The sequence below is a fragment of the Micrococcus sp. H39-S4 genome, assembly GCF_027158145.1.
Lineage (GTDB): Bacteria > Actinomycetota > Actinomycetes > Actinomycetales > Micrococcaceae > Micrococcus > Micrococcus luteus.
Genome location: NZ_JAPVLT010000015.1, coordinates 24543 through 41531, shown reverse-complemented (window position 1 = coordinate 41531; position 16989 = coordinate 24543). Strand labels below are relative to the sequence as shown.

At 73.2% G+C, this 16989-nt stretch carries 16 protein-coding genes; 7 read left to right on the top strand and 9 right to left on the bottom strand.

All coding sequences use genetic code 11. From position 1 onward, the window contains the following. Positions 1–519 precede the first annotated feature (519 nt). The gene (tgt, locus tag O3T09_RS11405) at positions 520–1857 is read left to right on the top strand and encodes a tRNA guanosine(34) transglycosylase Tgt (RefSeq protein ID WP_020624827.1); all 1338 of its coding nucleotides are present in this window, start codon (positions 520–522) and stop codon (positions 1855–1857) included. A 259-nt stretch (positions 1858–2116) separates the two neighbouring features. After that, on the top strand, positions 2117–3055 hold the full coding sequence (locus tag O3T09_RS11400; RefSeq protein ID WP_269295555.1) for an endonuclease domain-containing protein: 939 nt from the start codon (positions 2117–2119) through the stop codon (positions 3053–3055). Positions 3056–3155: 100 nt separating this feature from the next. Here the strand turns inward: O3T09_RS11400 and O3T09_RS11395 are convergent, their stop codons facing one another. Next, positions 3156–4370: an acyl-CoA dehydrogenase family protein gene (locus O3T09_RS11395; protein ID WP_020624825.1), complete on the bottom strand. Its 1215-nt coding sequence runs from the start codon at positions 4368–4370 to the stop codon at positions 3156–3158. Between the two features lie 126 nt (positions 4371–4496). On the opposite strand from O3T09_RS11395, the gene O3T09_RS11390 reads away from it, so the two are divergent. Then, complete coding sequence (locus tag O3T09_RS11390) at positions 4497–5102, top strand: TetR/AcrR family transcriptional regulator (protein ID WP_036384906.1); 606 nt, start codon at positions 4497–4499, stop codon at positions 5100–5102. Positions 5103–5112: 10 nt separating this feature from the next. Here the strand turns inward: O3T09_RS11390 and O3T09_RS11385 are convergent, their stop codons facing one another. The 3 genes from O3T09_RS11385 to O3T09_RS11375 all read right to left on the bottom strand — a co-directional run bounded on the left by O3T09_RS11385 (position 5113) and on the right by O3T09_RS11375 (position 6632). Further along, complete coding sequence (locus O3T09_RS11385) at positions 5113–5748, bottom strand: GNAT family N-acetyltransferase (protein WP_044659065.1); 636 nt, start codon at positions 5746–5748, stop codon at positions 5113–5115. A 99-nt stretch (positions 5749–5847) separates the two neighbouring features. Beyond that, on the bottom strand, positions 5848–6171 hold the full coding sequence (locus tag O3T09_RS11380; protein WP_010079505.1) for a putative quinol monooxygenase: 324 nt from the start codon (positions 6169–6171) through the stop codon (positions 5848–5850). Then, on the bottom strand, positions 6168–6632 hold the full coding sequence (locus O3T09_RS11375) for a DUF4126 domain-containing protein (RefSeq protein ID WP_044659066.1): 465 nt from the start codon (positions 6630–6632) through the stop codon (positions 6168–6170). Before O3T09_RS11375 ends, O3T09_RS11380 begins: the two co-directional genes overlap by 4 nt. 131 nt (positions 6633–6763) lie before the next feature. Between O3T09_RS11375 and O3T09_RS11370 the strand changes: the two genes are divergently transcribed. The 3 genes from O3T09_RS11370 (at position 6764) to O3T09_RS11360 (ending at position 9297) form a co-directional block, all read left to right on the top strand. After that, positions 6764–7609: a hydroxymethylpyrimidine/phosphomethylpyrimidine kinase gene (locus O3T09_RS11370; RefSeq protein ID WP_020624820.1), complete on the top strand. Its 846-nt coding sequence runs from the start codon at positions 6764–6766 to the stop codon at positions 7607–7609. A 56-nt stretch (positions 7610–7665) separates the two neighbouring features. After that, the gene (locus tag O3T09_RS11365; protein ID WP_020624819.1) at positions 7666–8721 is read left to right on the top strand and encodes a hypothetical protein; all 1056 of its coding nucleotides are present in this window, start codon (positions 7666–7668) and stop codon (positions 8719–8721) included. Positions 8722–8811: 90 nt separating this feature from the next. Beyond that, a complete protein-coding gene (locus O3T09_RS11360; protein ID WP_020624818.1) occupies positions 8812–9297 on the top strand; it encodes a hypothetical protein in 486 nt (161 codons plus the stop codon). Positions 9298–9547: 250 nt separating this feature from the next. Here the strand turns inward: O3T09_RS11360 and O3T09_RS11355 are convergent, their stop codons facing one another. Next, a complete protein-coding gene (locus O3T09_RS11355) occupies positions 9548–10807 on the bottom strand; it encodes a sensor histidine kinase (protein ID WP_269295554.1) in 1260 nt (419 codons plus the stop codon). Between the two features lie 21 nt (positions 10808–10828). Beyond that, entirely contained in the window at positions 10829–11002 is a 174-nt protein-coding gene (locus O3T09_RS11350) for a hypothetical protein (RefSeq protein ID WP_162833776.1), read from the bottom strand. 151 nt (positions 11003–11153) lie between these two features. On the opposite strand from O3T09_RS11350, the gene O3T09_RS11345 reads away from it, so the two are divergent. Continuing rightward, on the top strand, positions 11154–11837 hold the full coding sequence (locus O3T09_RS11345; RefSeq protein WP_036316114.1) for a response regulator: 684 nt from the start codon (positions 11154–11156) through the stop codon (positions 11835–11837). An 11-nt stretch (positions 11838–11848) separates the two neighbouring features. Here O3T09_RS11345 and O3T09_RS11340 read toward each other — a convergent pair whose 3' ends face one another. The 3 genes from O3T09_RS11340 to gcvP all read right to left on the bottom strand — a co-directional run bounded on the left by O3T09_RS11340 (position 11849) and on the right by gcvP (position 16916). Then, positions 11849–12682, bottom strand: coding sequence for a thermonuclease family protein (locus O3T09_RS11340; RefSeq protein ID WP_002856692.1), 834 nt, complete (start codon positions 12680–12682; stop codon positions 11849–11851). Between the two features lie 117 nt (positions 12683–12799). Beyond that, positions 12800–13966 carry a glycine cleavage system aminomethyltransferase GcvT gene (gcvT, locus tag O3T09_RS11335; RefSeq protein ID WP_044659070.1) on the bottom strand — a complete coding sequence of 389 codons (1167 nt, stop codon included), beginning with the start codon at positions 13964–13966 and terminating at the stop codon, positions 12800–12802. Positions 13967–13979: 13 nt separating this feature from the next. Next, on the bottom strand, positions 13980–16916 hold the full coding sequence (gene gcvP, locus O3T09_RS11330) for an aminomethyl-transferring glycine dehydrogenase (RefSeq protein WP_002856690.1): 2937 nt from the start codon (positions 16914–16916) through the stop codon (positions 13980–13982). Positions 16917–16989: the final 73 nt, after the last annotated feature.

Here is a 16989-nt window from a genome sequence, read left to right as displayed (position 1 = left end):
CGAGCAACGCGGGCAAACCAGATGGCCAGCACCGGGCAGTTCCCGTGGCCATCACTGGGCAGTCCTCATGGCCGTCAGCGGGTCATTCCCTGGCCACCTATGGGCAGCTTTTCATGGCCGCTTACACGCGTACCACCGGATGCGTTCGAGAGCCGTGCAAGGGCTGAGCGATGGAAAACTTCACCACCTGTTGGACACGATGTACTTCGGCCCGTCCAACCGCAGTCGCTTGCTGCAGGCCGTGGATATGCTCACCTACTTCGAGCAGCGGAGGCGCCACATCCAGGAGGATCACCGGGAGGCGGCGCGTCGCATGAAGAACATCGGTGCCTCACTCGATTCGGTACTCGAGCATTCGTACGTATGGCGGCCCTGACCCAAAGACACACGAAGCCCCCGCACTGAGGCGGGGGCTCGGTTGGACGGAAGACGCCTTACGGCGCGTCCCGTGTTGACTATCGTACCCCTCCCACCACTCCAGGGACAGTGCCCGTCCGTCTCCATGACTACCCTGAACCTATGCCCTCCCCCGAGTCGCCCTCGCCCCCATCCCAGCAGGCCCCCGCGCATCCCTCGCAGTTCGGCTTCGAGGTGACGCACCGGCTGGAGACCGGCGGCGCGGACGGCGCCCCGCTCGGGCGTACCGGCGTGATCACCACGCCGCACGGGCGGATCCAGACGCCGGCGTTCATCCCCGTCGCGACGCAGGCCTCGGTGAAGGCGGTGCTGCCCGAGTCCATGGCGGAGCTCGGCGCGCAGGCGCTGCTGGCCAACGCGTATCACCTGTACCTGCAGCCCGGTGACGACCTCCTGGACGAGGCCGGCGGCCTCGGCGCGTTCATGAACTGGCCCGGGCCGACCTTCACGGACTCGGGCGGCTTCCAGGTGATGAGCCTCGGCTCGGGCTTCAAGAAGGTCATCGACATGAAGGGCCCGGGCGCGCCCGAGGGGCAGGGCGCCGACGACGCCGTCGCCCCCGGCAAGGAGCGCCTGGCCAACGTCGACGACGACGGCGTCTGGTTCAAGTCCCACCTCACCGGGGACCGGCACCGGTTCACACCGGAGGTGTCCGTGGGCATCCAGCACAACCTCGGCGCGGACATCATGTTCGCGTTCGACGAGCTGACCACCCTGCACAACTCCCGCGGCTACCAGGAGGAGGCGCTCGAGCGCACCCGCCGCTGGGCCCAGCGCTGCCTCGACGAGCACGCCCGCCTCACCGGGGTCCGTGCTTCGCGGCCGTACCAAGCGCTGTTCGGCGTGATCCAGGGCGCCCAGTACGAGGACCTGCGCCGCAAGGCCTGCCGCGACCTCGCGGCGATGCGGGCCGAGTTCCCGGCCGCGGGGGAGCTCGACGGCGTGACGTCCGGCTTCGACGGCTACGGCGTCGGCGGGGCCCTGGAGAAGGAGAACCTCGGGACCATCGTGGGCTGGTGCGCGCAGGAGCTGCCCGAGGACAAGCCGCGCCACCTGCTCGGCATCTCCGAGCCCGATGACCTGTTCACCGCCGTCGAGAACGGCGCCGACACCTTCGACTGCGTCTCCCCCACCCGTGTGGCCCGCACCGGCGCGTTCTACACCCGCGACGGGCGCTACAACCTGCCCGGGGCGAAGTACCGCCGCGACTTCGGGCCGCTGGACCCCGAGTGCGACTGCTACACGTGCGCCCACTACTCGCGCGCGTACCTGCGGCACCTGTTCAAGGCGAAGGAGATGGTGGCGCACACGCTCCTCTCCATCCACAACGAGCGGTTCACGGTCTCGCTCGTGGACCGGATCCGCGCGGCCATGCAGGACGGGACGTTCGCGGAGCTCAAGGCTGAGACCCTCGGCCGGTACTACGCCCCGAAGGGCTGAGGGGTGCTGGGTGCGCCGGCACACGCCAGCACGCTGCGACGGGCGCGAGCCAGCACGCTGCGACGGCGCGAGCCAGACGTTTCTGCTGTCCAGAGCGGCCCTTCGCGACCGATTCGTCTGGCTCAGCGCCGCTCGGACGCGTGGGGGACGTGAGCCAGACGATTCGGCGGCTCCTGCACAGGGCCGCGGGCGCAGCTCACCCTCCACGGCCCTCGCGGTCGCGGCACCGTGTCCGCCCATGGAAGGAGAGGGTGGCGGCATGGTCGCCCCTCCTCCGCACGACGACGCCCTCGGCCCCGTCTTCCCGGTCGCCGCGGGGCTGCAGGCCGGTCTGACGGCCTCGCAGCTGCGCGGCCCCCGGTTCGACGCCCCGCACCACGGGCTGCGGCACCTCGCCGGGGGTCAGCCCTCACTGGCCGACGTCGTCCGCGCCCTCCAGCGGACGAACCCCGGCACCGCGGCCACCCACGCCACCGCCGCTCGCCTCTGGGGGATGTGGCTGCCGCGGCAGTGGGAGCGCGGCCCCATCCATCTGGGGCGCACGCGGGCCGAGGGCGGGGCGCCGCGCCGCAGCGGCGTCGTCGGGCATGAGCTGCACCCGCAGGACCCCGTGCTGGTGCGTGCCCGGGTGCGGATCACGACGCCGGCCGCCACCTGGGCGGCGCTGGCGCAGCTGGGTCTGCCGTTGGCCGACGTCGTCGCCGCCGGGGACAGCCTGCTGCAACGGGCTGACGGCCCGGCGGGCCGACGTCGTCCCGGCGACCATCCACGGTGCACCGTGCGTGATCTGGAGGCGGAGGTGCTCCGGGTGCGTGGGCGGCGAGGGACGCGGACCCTGCGGGCGGCCCTGCCGCTGCTCAGGGACGGCGCGGATTCGCGGGCCGAGACGCTCCTGCGACTGGCGCTGGCCGACGCGGGTGTGCCGGAGCCGGAGGTGAATCCGCTGCTGATGCTGAGCGACGGGTCCACCGTCCGGCCGGACCTGGTGTGGCGCGAGGCCCACGTCTGCGTGCAGTACGAGGGCGATCATCACCGGACGGACCCGCGGCAGTGGCGCCGTGACATCGAGCGCGACCGCCGGATGCAGGCCGAGGGGTGGATCGTGCTGCGCGTGACCGCCAGCGTCTTCACTCGGCGCGGTCTCGACGCCCTGCTGCGCGACCTCGCCGCCCACCTGCGGCTCCCTCTGCCTGCGTGAGCCAGACGAATCGGCCGCCGAGCCAGACGAATCGGCGGCAGGGGGGCGTGCGCACCAGCAGAAATCTCTGGCTCACGCCGCCGCCCCCGCTCGCGTCATCTCACACGAACGCGCCGACCCCCGTGATCTCGCGGCCGATGATCAGCCCCTGCACGGTCTCGGTGCCCTCGTAGGTGTGGATCGCCTCGATGTCCGCGAAGTGGCGGGCCACCTCGTTCTGGATGAGGATGCCGTTGCCACCGAGCAGGTCGCGCGCGTTCGCGGCGATGGACCGCGCGGCGCGCGTCGCCGAGTACTTGGCCATGGACGCCATCGGCCCGGTGAGCCGTCCCTCGTCCTCGAGCCGGGTCGCACGCAGCACGAGCAGCTGCACCTGGGTGAGCTGGGAGAGCATCTCGGCCAGGCGGGTCTGCACGCTCTGGGCGGCGGCCAGCGGTCGGCCGAACTGGACGCGCTGCCCCGCGTAGTGCACCGCCGCCTCGTAGCAGCCCACGGCCTTCCCGAGGGCGGACCACGCGACCCCCACGCGCGTGGCGAAGAGGACGCGGGAGGTGTCCTTGAAGGAGCGGGCCTCGGGCAGGACGTCGGCGTCGGGCACGAACACGCCGTCGAGGGTGATGTGGGCCTGGTCGATGGCCCGCAGCGCGACCTTGCCCTTGATGACCTCGGCCGTGTAGCCCTCGGACTCCTGGCGCACGATGAACCCGCGGACCTTCTCGTCCTCGGCGCTGCGCGCCCACACCACGGTCACCCCGCCGGCGGCCCCGTTGCCGATCCACTTCTTGTGCCCGTGCAGCCGCCAGCCGCCGTCGACGCGCTCGGCGCGGGTCTCCAGCGAGACCGAGTCGGAGCCGTGGGTCGGCTCCGTGAGCGCGAAGGCGCCGTAGAGCTCGCCGCGCGCCATGGCCGGCAGGTGCTCGGCGCGCTGCTCCTCGCTGCCGCACAGCTGGATCGAGCGCATGGCCAGACCGCCCTGCACGCCCGTCATCGTGGCGATCGAGCCGTCCAGGCGCGAGAGCTCCATCATGGCCAGGCCCGCGGCCACGCGGGAGATCTCGGGCAGCCCGTCCACGGGGACGCCGTCGCGCAGCAGGTCGGCCTGGCCCAGGCGGGCCACGAGGTCGAGCGGGTACTCGTGACGGTCCCACGCCTCCCGGATCCGGGGCAGCACGTCCGGCTCGAGCGCGAAGGCGCGGGCCCGACGCCACACGTCCTTCTCGGCGTCGGAGACGTCCGCGAGCGCGAGGTAGAAGTCGGTGTCCAGCGGCGTGGCGACGTCGTACTCGGGCTCGACGGTGGGCAGGGTCTCGGTCATGGTGGCCTCCCGGGCGGGGTCGGAGAGATGGGTGTGTCCGTCATCACCCTACACCGACTGACACGCCATCTCACAGAATCAGACGCAGTCTCACCTCCTCTCCGCGCCCGTGGCACCATGGCCCGCATGACGACGCCCGCCGAGGACACCCTCACCGCCCTGATCCACCTGCTGGACCGCGAGGGCTACGACGCCGTCACGGCCGACCAGCTCGCCCGCCAGGCCGGCATGAGCCGGGCCAGCTTCTTCCGCCACCTCGGCGGGAAGGAGGAGGTGGTCTTCGCCGACCACGCGGCGCTGCTCGCCCGCCTGGACGACTTCCTGCGCGGCACCTCCCTCGGCGTGCGGGAGGCCCTGGAGGAGGCGGTCCTCCAGGTCTTCCGGCATCACACCGCCGATCCGGACCGGGCCCGGGCGCGCTCCCGCCTGCTGCGCGGCTCCCAGTCGCTGCGCACGCGCGAGCTGCTCACCTCGCACCGCTACACGGAGCTGTTCTCCGGCTGGCTCGCCACGGCCCTGCCGGACACGCCCGCGCGCGGCGGGGTCGCCGTCGGGCTGGCGGCGGCCGTGGTGGCCGTCCACAACCGCGCCCTGCGGGCGTGGCTCCACGCCCCGGCCGACGACGCCGAGGCCGGCCTGCGCGCGGACCTCGCGGAGGTCATCGCGCGGCTCACGGCCGAGCCGGCCGAGGCCGAACGAACGCTCGCCGCCGTGCGCCGACTCCTGGGCTGACGCCCCGCCCTCAGCGGCCGGCGACCTGCGCGTTCTCCGCCCCGAACGCGGGCGGGTAGCGGAACTCGCCGGCCGGCACCTCGGCCCCGTCCTGGAGCGTGAGGACCTGCAGCGCCTCGGGCTGCCGGGCGAAGGCCGCGTGCACGCCGTGCTCGGAGGCCCGGTGGAAGCCGAACTTCGCGTAGTACTCGGGCCAGCCGTAGACCACCACGACCTCCTCGCCGTCGGCCTGCGCCTTCTGCAGCAGGGCGTTGACGAGCGCGGTGCCGGCGCCCTCGCCCTGATGCTCGGGCAGGACGCCGTGAGGGGCGAGGGCGAGCACTTCGGCGTCGTCGATGTGGGCCCGGACCAGGGTGCCGTAGCCCATCGGGTCCGACTGCAGGTCCGTGCCGGGGATCGCGGCCGTCATGGCCACGAGGGAGTACTGGGGCAGCCAGCCCTCCGCGCCGCCGGCGAGCTCCTCGACGAGGTCGGCCTCGGCCGTGGACGCGAAGGCGAGTTCGGCGATCTGGCGGACGGCGCGGCGGTCCGCCGGATCGTCGTGATCGGCCTCGCGGGTGGACCAGCGGTGACCGAGATCCTGGCCGGCGGGGACGTGGGCGGCGCGGTAGCCGGGGGTCTGGATGCTGTTCTGCTCGGCGCTCATGCGCTCACCGTAGCCAGGGTGTGACCCCGGATACAGGGACGGCGCCCTGCGTCACGCTCGTGACGCGGGCGCCGTCGCCTCCTCCGGCCGGGGGCGGGCTCAGTCGATCTGCAGCTCGCCCATCGGGCCGAAGCCCTCCGCACCGACCTGCTCGGAGATGATCTGGGGCGTGCTCGCCAGCAGCGGGCGCATCGCGTCCAGGCCCTCCTGGAAGTGCGGGGACGCGACGTGGGCCTGCGCACCCTCGTCCGTGAACCCCTCGAGCAGGAAGTACTCGTTCGGGCCGCCTTCCACCGGGCGGTACCACTCGAAGAACAGGTTGCCGGGCTCGGAGCGCACGTCCGCGGTGTACTTCGCGACGGCGTCCATCCACTCGTCGGCACGCTCGGGCTGGACGGTGAACTTCAGGTTGATGAGGATCATGCCGTCCATTCTGGTCCACCCGGCACGGCCGCGGCACGGCCTCGCGTCCGCCGCGCGCGGAACCGCCGGGCCAGCAGCCACAGGCCCACGACGACGGCGACCACCAGCACGGCGACCAGCACCGGCAGGAACAGCGCGGCCGCGACGAGGCCGGCCGCCGAGACGTCCTCGGCCGCCGAGAGCACGGGCGCGGCGGCCCCCACCGTGACCGTGTCGGCTCCCACGACCGTCTGGACGACGTCGTTGACCGCGTCCACCCCGGGGATCTTGTCCGCGACGAGCTCGAGCGCGAGCAGGGCGCCGAGGATCCAGAGGGAGGCGTCGGCGGAGAGCCACGTCCACCCCGCGGGCAGGTCGACGAGCCCCGTGAACCGGTCCAGCAGACCCAGGGCGAGCAGGGGGATGTAGGCGTTGAGCCCGGCCGAGGTGGCCAGGCCCGTGCCGGTGAGGAACTCGAGCACGTCCGTCCCCGTCCTTCGCGGGTCGCTCGGGGCGCCCGGGCGGACGCTCCGGGTCCGAGGACCCTCGTTCCCCGGTGAACACCGCCGGCCGTCGGGCGCTTCCCGTCCGGGGTCGGTCCTACCATGGGCGCATGCCCCAGACCGCTCACTCCCCCCAGCACTCCGCCTCCGCCCCCGCGCTCGCCCTGACCATCGCCGGGTCCGAGGCCACCGGCGGCGCCGGCGCCCAGGCCGACCTCAAGACGTTCCAGGAACTCGGCGTCTTCGGCATCGTGGCGCTGACCTGCATCGTCTCCTTCGACCCGGAGGACGACTGGAACCACCGCTTCTTCCCCGTGCCCACCGAGATCCTCCAGCAGCAGCTCGACGCCATCCAGGGCGACTACCCGGAGCGGCTGCGCACCGTGAAGCTGGGCATGCAGGGCTCCCCGGAGGTCATCCGCACCTCGGCCGCGGCCCTGCGCCGCGCCGAGTGGGACCACGTGGTCCTGGACCCCGTGCTCATCTGCAAGGGCCAGGAGCCGGGCCACGCCCTGGACACGGACCAGGCGCTCAAGGCCGAGCTGCTGCCGCTGGCCACCTTCACCACCCCGAACCACTTCGAGACGGAGCAGCTCTCCGGCATGACCGTGCGCTCGGTCGAGGACCTGACGGCGGCCGCTCGGCGCATCCACGAGATCTCCGGCGCGGCCGTCCTGGCCAAGGGCGGGATGCACCTGCCCGGCCCGGACGCCGTGGACGTGTTCGTGGACGGGGACACCGTGGAGGTGCTCTCCGCCCCGAAGATCGGCCAGTCCGGCGTCTCTGGTGCGGGCTGCTCGCTCGCCGCCGCCGTCACCGCCGAGTTGGCCAAGGGTGCCACCACGCTCGAGGCCGCGCGCCGCGCCAAGGAGTTCGTGCGAGCCGGCATCGCGCAGGCGGTGGAGGGCCGCACGCCGTTCGCCGCCCTGTGGCAGGGCGGCCTGCGCTCCGCTTGAGCGCGCACGTGGGCCGCTGACTCGTCCTGAGCCGGGCGGTGCGCCACACTGGGGGCATGAAGCTCCCCTCCCCCGCCCCTTCCGCCCCCGGCGAGGTCCACCACTCGGCGTCGTCCGTTCCCGTCGACGGCGTCGAGGCCGTCTTCCCCGCGCTGCGCCAGCGCGCCCTCGCCCCGGGCGGCCGGCTCTACGGGCTGGCGGCGGCGGCCGCGGTCGGCGGGCTCACCCTGCTGGATCCGCACGCCCGCCGAGGGCGCGAGCGTCGGGCCCTCGCAGAGCTCGAGGCCGCCGTCAGCGGCACGGTCCTCGCGGCCGAGACCGCCAACGCCCTCCACACCGCCGCGATCGCCGACGGCGAGGTGGCCCCCTCCCCCGCCGCGCGTGCCCTGCGCGGGCTCGGCGGGCTGGCCGTCGGCGGCGCGGTCGCGGCGGTCACGCTGCGTGCCACCGGCCTGAACGACCGGATCGACGGTGCCCTGGTGCGCGGGCTCCAGCGGGTCGGCGTCCCCGCCCCGCGCGTCGCGCTGGCCGCAGCGGCCTCCCTGGCGATGCTGCTGGCCAACGAGGACGCCCGCCGGACCCGCCGCGACGCCGTCGAACTCGCCGTCACCGGACCCGCCGGCCTGGACGAGGACCCGGTCGACGAGGTCGAGCCGGAGGCCACCGCCGAGCTGCCGGTCGAGGTGCGCGTGCTGCTCGAGACCCTGCTCGACCCGGCGCTGGCCGAGGGCCGGGACCTGCCCGGGGCTGAGGCGCTGCGCTCCCAGCTGCCGCACGCGCGCACCGTCGCATCGGTGGCCGAGGCCATCCGTGAAGCCGGCGAGGTCCCGGACTGGGTGCCGCTCGTCGTCCAGACCGACGACGACGTCCGGCGCGCGGTGCCGAACGACTGCGTCTGGCCCGTCCGCGGCCGCTTCGCCTCCGGATCCGCCGGAGGACACGAGCTCGAGCTGCGCCTGCAGGTGATCGACGGGGAGATCGGCGCCCTGACGGTGACCCTGCCCGCGGACGCCGAGGCGGACAGCGACGCCTGGGACGCGTTCCAGGAGATCGAGTCCTTCCCCGGCGTCGAGGACCTGGCCTTCCACGTGGACGGCGACCGGCGCGCCTGACCGGGAACTCTCCCGGGGCCCGTCCAGCCCGGCCCACTACAGTGGGGACCCGCCCGACGTCGTCGATCCCCCTCCCGGAGAGTTCCCGCCATGACCACCCCCGCCCCGGTCGCGTCCGCCGCCCGTGCCCGTCGCCGCGCGGCCCGTTCCGGCCCCCGCCCGCAGCTGCGCATGGGACTGAACGGGTTCCTCGTGGCCTGGCTGCTGCCCAACCTCGTGATGGCCGCCGTGGTGGCGATCCTGGCCGTGGTCCCGGGCCTGCAGGCCTTCGGCAGCCTGACACCGCTGCTGACGGTGGTCGGGGTCGCCGGGCTGGTGGTGGGGCTGCCGCTGTGCCTGCTCGTGAACTGGGCGTTCCGGCACGTGCTCAACCAGTGGGTCCACGTGCTGGCATACGCGCTGATCGGCATGCTCTACGGCCTGGTGGTGCTCACGCAGGGCGCTGCGGGCATCCTGCCGATGCTCATCCCGGTGATCGGCTTCCCGGCCGCCGTGCTCATGGCCCTGGGCCGGACGGCGGCCCGTCCCCTCGTCCGCACGGTCACCCCGGAGCCGTCGCCCGCCGAGCCGGCCTGAGCACGCCCGACAACGAAAAGGACGATGGCCGGATGGCCATCGTCCTTCTCGGAACCGCGTCCGGGGCCCGCATCCCCTCAGGCATGTATCCCGGCTCGTGATTCGCACTGTGCACCGTCTCAATGGGGCATGACCCACTCTAGGAGGGACGACGGCGCCCCCGACAGTGGCGGATGGTGCAGACTTTCGGGCGATGATGTGAGGCAGCTCACATGGACGTGGTCCATGACGGTGCCGGCGCCGGCCTCAGTCAGACGGACCGGGGGAGCACCGCGCGCACCCGCCACCCCCAGCCCCCCGGCCCGGCCTCGATCGCGCCGCCGAAGGTGGCCACGCGATCCCGCATGGAGTTCAGGCCCACACCGGAGGAGTTCCACTGCGGCGGGCCGGACCGCTCGGCGACGGTGTTCTCCACCGCGAGCACCACGTCCGACCCCGCGTCGCGGAGTTCGATGCGCACGCGCGCGCCCTCGCCGGCGTGCTTGGCGACGTTCGTGGTGGCCTCCTGGAGCACCCGGTGCAGGGTGGACCGCACGGAGATCGGCATCGCGTTCTGGTCGCAGCGGACGTCCGTCTCCACCGTCATTCCGAGACTGCGCAGCTCCTCGGCCAGGCGGGCCACGGACAGGACCGGATCCGCGGACGTCGCGCCGTCCGCGCCCCCCGCGGCGCCCGGCTCACCGCTCGGGTCCACGATCCCGTCCTCCTGGAGGACGGAGAGCATGCGCCGCAGGTCCCGCAGCGCGTCCTTCGCGGAGTCCCCCACCACGTCCAGCACGCTCTGAGCCGCCTCCGGGGGGCCGAGGTAGCGTGCCGTCCGGGCCTGCATCGAGATGATCGTGAGGTTGTGCGCGACCACGTCGTGCAGGTCGCGGGCCAGGGAGCGACGCTCGGCCTCGGCAGCCAGCCGGGCCCGTTCCTCCGCCTCGAACACCCGGCGGCGATCCCGCTCCCGCCGGGTCAGGCTCTCGCGGATGAAGAGCCCGCCGCCGAGGCCCATGGACATGAGCAGCAGGATGAACCACGTCGCGTTCGCCTGACCCACCGCGAACGGCTGGGCGACGCCCCAGGTCAGCGCCAGGACGGCGGCCGTGACGACGAACCCCCAGGAACGGGCGGTCGCCGCGACGGCCCCGAGGACCACGGGCGCGACGACGGCGAAGAGCACCTCGGAACCGCCGACGACGGTCGCGACGGCCCCGGGCAGGAGCAGGGCGAAGCCCACCGTGCTGCGCCACCACTGGGCGAGGAAGGCGCTGGTCGCCGACGCGATGGCGATCCCGTCCAGGACCGGGATGGCGCCGTGGCCCGGGCCGAACAGACCGATGTCGGACGCGGTCGAGGCGAGCAGGAACGCCGACCCGAAGGCGAGGTAGACGCGGCTCAGCGGCGCCGCGGCCCAGAACGCGCGCCACCGCAGGCTGCGCGCCTGGCGCCACGACGAGGAGCGGCGCGCCCGGGAGGGCGCGCCGCTCCGGACGGAGGGGATCGATGGGCTCGAATCAGGCATCAGGGGCGGACCGACCCGGGGTCAGTCGCACCAGATGCCGAAGTGGCGACAGGTCCACTCCGCAGTGCCCTTGGAGAGGCCCAGGGGCGTGACGACGTCGTCCTCGGCCGGGGCGGCCGAGGCGGCGGCGGCCGGAGCCCCGAAGAGGGCGGAGGCGAGGAGGAGAGCGGAAGCGAGGAGAGCGCGAGTCTTCATACCCCCAGTATGTATGACACCCGTCACAACTGGTGCACGCCGCGCACAGGCCGCGCTGCGGCATGGCGCAGATGACGGCCAGCGGCCACCCCCGCCTTGCCCCGGCACCCTCCGGGTGGCATGCGCCACAGCACCGGTTACGCTGACGTGCGTGTCCGAAGAGCTGCGCATCCTCATCGCCGACGACCAGCCGCTCATGAGCGGCGCGCTCCGCGTGCTCGTCGCCTCCGCCCCCGGCATGACCTGCGTGGGCGTGGTCGCCAACGGCGCCGAGGCCGTGGAGGCGTGCGCCGCCGTCGAGCCGGACGTGGTCCTGATGGACATGCAGATGCCCCTGATGGACGGGGTGGAGGCCACGCGCCGGATCAAGGAGGCCCACCCCGAGATCCGGGTCCTGGCGATCACCACGTTCACGTCCGAGGACTACCTCGTGCCGGCCCTGCGCGCCGGAGCGGGCGGCTACCTCCTCAAGGACGCGGAGCCGCCGGCCATCCTGGGCGCCATCCAGGCCGTCCATCGCGGCGAGTCCGTGCTCTCCCCCGCCGTGGCGACCAAGCTGCTCGCCTCGATCGAGCGGGACCGGCCGACGGTGGGCCCCACCTCGGTGCAGCCCGGCAGCCCCGACGGCTCCGACCTCACCGAGCGGGAGCTGGGCGTGCTGCGGCTGCTGGCCAGGGGTCAGTCGAACCCGGAGATCGCCGCGAACCTCTTCGTCTCCGAGTCCACGGTCAAGGCCAACCTCACGCGGATCATGGCCAAGCTGGAGGTCCGCGACCGCGTCCAGCTGATCATCCGGGCGGCCCAGCTCGGGCTCGTCACCCTCGCCCTGGACTGAGCGCGGCGGGGTCAGCCGCGGGCCGCGATCTCGTTGCGCCGCGTGTTGAGGTCCTTCAGGACTTGCATCCCGTGCTCCACCACCGGGTCCGCCTCGGCCAGGAGCGACTCCTTGGCCGGCCCGTAGGCGAGGTCGGCGAACGTGCCGTTCTCCGGGTCGAGGGCCCGGATCTCCTGCTGCACCAGGCGCACCTGGTCCAGGCCGGCCGCGTACTCCACCGCTCGCTCGTCGATCTTCGTCAGGGACGCCTCCGCGTCCTCCGGGATCTGCTCCAGGGCAAACTGGGCCTCGTAGAGCCGGTTCTGGTACGTGCAGGGCTCCTCGATGTCGTAGAGCCCCACGCCGCGACCCACGGCCTCCTGATTGGCCTGGGCGATCTCCTCCGCCAGGCGCTTGCCGACGGCGACCTCCGTGGGGGCGGCCATGCCGGCCTCCGCCATGGCCACGTTGACGGTGCCGCCGCCGATCGAGATGACCGCGCTCTCCATCCCCTCGGGCGCGCCCTCGTCCGAGGTGGTCATGCTCGCGGTCGCCCCCTGCGGGAGCCGATCACGCAGCCAGGCGTAGGACTCCTCCCCCATGCAGAGGTTGGGGCCGACCTTGAGGCCCTCGGGGTTGCGGCCCGCGCTCGTGACGCCGGCGAGGACCACGGTCCGCTCGGTGCCGCCTTGGTTCACCACCACGGTGTTGCCGTCCAGCACGGTGACGATGTCCACGCGGGCGGCGTCGGCGGCCACGCCGCGGAGGACGGTGACGATGCCCAGCAGGAGCAGGACGGCGGCGACGGCGAGGAAGACCAGCAGCCCCTTCAGGGGGACCCGGGCACGGGCGGCGACGTGAGTCATGCGGACTTCCTGCAGGTGGACGGCGGGACGGGGGGCCGCGACGACGGCCCGGAGCCCGAGTCTAGCGAAGGGCCCCGGGACCGCCGAGCGGCGGGCCGAGGGACGGCTGCGTCGGGCTCAGCGCTCCCGGCGGTAGAACGGCGTGGCCACCACGGTGAACGGCTCGCCGCGGCCGCGCAGGTCCACCTGCAGGGACGTGCCCTCGGCGGCCACGTCGCGGCGGACACGGGCCAGGGCGATGGGGTGTCCGAGGGTCGGGCTGGGGGCGCCCGAGGTCACCTCGCCCACCCGCTCGCCGGACTCGTCCAGCACGGCGTAACCGTGCCGGGCGGCACGCCGACCCGCGCCCTGCAGCCCCACGAGGACCTCCTCGACGTCGTCCCTGCCGACCAGCGCGGATCGTCCGACGAAGTCGGCCTCCTTGCTCGCGGGCACCGCGAAGCCGACGCCAGAGGCGTGCGGCTGGTGCCCGGTGTCCAGCTCGTTGCCGTAGAGCGGCATGCCCGCCTCGAGGCGCAGCGAGTCCCGCGAGGCGAGCCCGCACAGCGTCAGCTCCACGCCCGCCTCGTCCGCGGCCGAGAGCATCGTGTTCCACACGGCGGAGCCGCGGTCGCCGGCCTCGGCGGTGGAGGCGGCGGGCAGGAACAGCTCGAAGCCGTCCTCACCGGTGTAGCCGGTGCGGGCGACGACGGCGATGACGTCACCGGCGTCCGTGGGCACGGTCAGGGTCAGGTGGCCGTAGTACTTCAGCTCGGCCAGCTGCGCCGCGGCCTCCGGCATGGCCCGGGCGAGGATCCTCTCGGCCTGCGGGCCCTGCACGGCCACGAGGGCGGTGGTCGAGGACTCGTCCTCGACGACGGCGTCCCAGCCCGACGCCCGCTGGTTCAGGGCGGTGTGGACCGCGGCGATGTTGCCAGCGTTGGGCACCACCAGGTAGTCGGGCTCGGAGCCGGCCTCGCCGTCGTCCATCCGGTAGACGATCGTGTCGTCCAGGATGGTGCCGGCGTCCGTCAGGCACAGGGCGTACTTGGCGCGGCCGGGCTTCAACGTGGAGAGCACGCTCGAGAGGGCGTGGTCCAGCATGGCCCCGGCCTCCGGGCCGGTGACCCGGATCTCGCCCATGTGGGAGAGGTCGAACAGGCCTGCGGAGGTGCGGACGGCCTTGTGCTCGGCCAGCTCGGAGCCGTACTTCAGGGGCATGTTCCAGCCGCCGAAGTCCGTGAACGTGGCGCCCGCGGCCTCGTGGACCGGGTGCAGCGGGGAGTTGCGCGTCGAATCGCTCATGGGGGTGATCCTCTCAGTCCTCGTCGGCGGTGTCGGCCACGGCGCCCTCGAACGCCTCGGGCGGCGGGCACGAGCACACGAGGTTGCGATCGCCGTAGGCGCCGTCGATGCGGCCCACCGGCGGCAGGTACTTGTCCAGACGCAGGCTCGGCACCGGCGTGCCCGCCTGGGCGCGCGAGTAGGGGCGATCCCACTCGTCGGCCATCAGGACGTTGAGGGTGTGCGGGGCGCGACGCAGGACGGAGTCCGCCACGGTCTCCGGGGTGACGGCGGTGATCTCGGCGTGGATGGCCTCCATCGCCTCGATGAACCGCTCGATCTCCTCGAGGTCCTCGGACTCGGTGGGCTCCACCATGAGCGTGCCGGCCACGGGGAACGCCAGGGTGGGGGCGTGGAACCCGTAGTCGATGAGGCGCTTGCACACGTCCTCGGCGGTCACGCCCGTGCGGGCCGTGAGCTCGCGCAGGTCGAGGATGCACTCGTGCGCCACGAGGCCGTCGTTGCCCGTGTACAGCGTCGGGTAGAGGGGCGCGAGGCGGCGGGAGATGTAGTTGGCGCCCAGCAGCGCGTGCGCGGTGGCGGAGCGCAGGCCCTCGGCGCCCATCAGGTGGATGTAGGCCCAGGAGATGGGCAGCACGCCGGCCGAGCCGTGCGGGGCCGCGGTCATCAGGGCCTCGCGGGAGGGCAGGTACGGCACGAGGTGCTCGCCCACCGCCACGGGGCCCACGCCCGGGCCCCCGCCGCCGTGCGGGATGCAGAACGTCTTGTGCAGGTTCAGGTGGGAGACGTCTCCGCCGAACTCGCCCGGCTGGGCCAGGCCCACGAGCGCGTTGAGGTTGGCGCCGTCGATGTACACCTGGCCGCCCGCGGCGTGCACCGTGGCGCAGACCTCCTTGACGTCGGCGTCGTACACGCCGTGCGTGGAGGGGTAGGTGATCATGATGGCCGCGATGCGGCCCTCGTTCGCCGCGATCTTGGCGTCCAGGTCGGCGGCGTCGATCGTGCCGTCGTCGGCGGTGGCGACGACGACGACCTTCAGCCCCGCCAGCACGGCCGAGGCCGCGTTGGTGCCGTGGGCGGAGGCCGGGATCAGGCAGATGTCCCGCTCACCCTCACCGCGGGCCAGGTGGTACTGGCGGATGGCCCACAGGCCCGCGAACTCGCCCTGCGAGCCGGCGTTCGGGGCCACCGAGACGCCCGCGTAGCCGGTGATCTCGGCGAGCTTGGCCTCCAGATCCGCGATCAGGAACCGCCAGCCCTCGGTCTGGTGGTCGGGCGCGAACGGGTGGATGGAGCAGAACTCGGGCCAGGAGATGGCCTCCATCTCCGCGGTGGCATTGAGCTTCATGGTGCACGAGCCCAGCGGGATCATGGTGCGGTCCAGCGCCAGGTCGTAGCCGGAGAGGCGGCGCAGGTAGCGCAGCATCTTCGTCTCCGAGTGGTGGGTGTTGAACACCGGGTGCATCATGAACGCGGAGGAGCGGCGCAGCGACTCCGGCACGGCCGGGGTGGCCACGGCGCCCTCGTGCGCAGAGGCCGGCAGGGAGCCCGCGTCCAGGCCGAACGCCGTCAGGACGGCCACGAGGTCGGCGTCGACGGTGGTCTCATCGGCTGCGATCCGCAGGGTGTCCGCGTCCACCAGGCGCAGGTTCACGCCGTTCTCCTCGGCGGCCTGCAGGACCTGCTCGGCCCGGCCGGGCACGCGGACGGTGATCGTGTCGAAGAAGTGCTCCTCGGCGACCTCGACGCCACCGGCCCGCAGCGCCTCCGCCAGGCGGACGGCCTGGGCGTGGGCGTGGCGGGCGATGCGGGCGATGCCCTGGGGGCCGTGGTAGACGGCGTACATCGAGGCGACGATCGCGAGCAGCGCCTGGGCGGTGCAGATGTTGGAGGTGGCCTTCTCGCGCCGGATGTGCTGTTCGCGCGTCTGGAGGGCGAGGCGGTAGGCGGGCTTGCCGGCGTCGTCGTGGGAGACGCCCACGAGGCGGCCCGGCATGCTGCGCTGCAGGCCCTCCTTCACGGCCATGTAGGCGGCGTGGGGGCCGCCGAAGAACAGGGGCACGCCGAAGCGCTGCGTGGAGCCGACGGCGATGTCCGCGCCCTGTTCCCCGGGCGGGGTGATCAGGGCGAGGGAGAGGATGTCCGCCGCGACGGTCACGAGGGCGCCGGCCTCCTTGGCCTGCGCGATGACGGCGGCGTGGTCGTGGATGCGGCCGGAGTCGCCGGGCTGCTGCAGCACGACGCCGCACAGGCCCTTCTCCTCGACCTCGGCGCGGACGTCCTCCGGGATGCCTGCGGAGAGGTCGGCCACGCGCACGTCGATGCCCACGGCCTCGGCACGCAGGCGCACCACGGAGAGGGTCTGCGGGAAGAGGTCCGCGTCGAGGAGGGTGACGCCGTCGGTCCTGCGACGGTTGGCGCGGTGCATGAGGAGCACGGCCTCGGCGGCGGCGGAGGCCTCGTCCAGCAGAGAGGCGTTGGCGATGTCCAGGCCGGTGAGGTCCTGGACCATCGTCTGGTAGTTCAGGAGGGCTTCGAGGCGGCCCTGGGAGATCTCCGGCTGGTACGGCGTGTAGGCCGTGTACCAGGCCGGGTTCTCCAGCACCTTGCGGAGGATGACGCCCGGGGTGACGGTGTCCGAGAAGCCCTGCCCGATCATCTGGGTCTTCATGACGTTGCGGCCGGCGATCTCGCGCAGCTGCTCCAGGACCGCGGACTCGGTCAGCGGGGCGGGCAGCTCGAGGGGCTTCGGCTGGCGGATGCCGGCGGGGACGGCGGTGTCCACGAGGGCCTCGAGCGAGTCGTAGCCCAGGGTCTGCAGCATGTGCTCGACGTCCGCGGGGCGCGGGCCGATGTGGCGGGCCACGAAGGGGGCCGAGGCGGTGTCCTTGGGCTCGACGCGCTCGTGGGGCAGCGCGGTCGTGCTCTCGGTGGTCTGGGGGCTGGTCACGGGGTACCTCCGGGGGGATCCTGCCGTGGTCACGGCGTGGCTCTGCTCCTCCCCGCTCTGTCATGGACCTGAG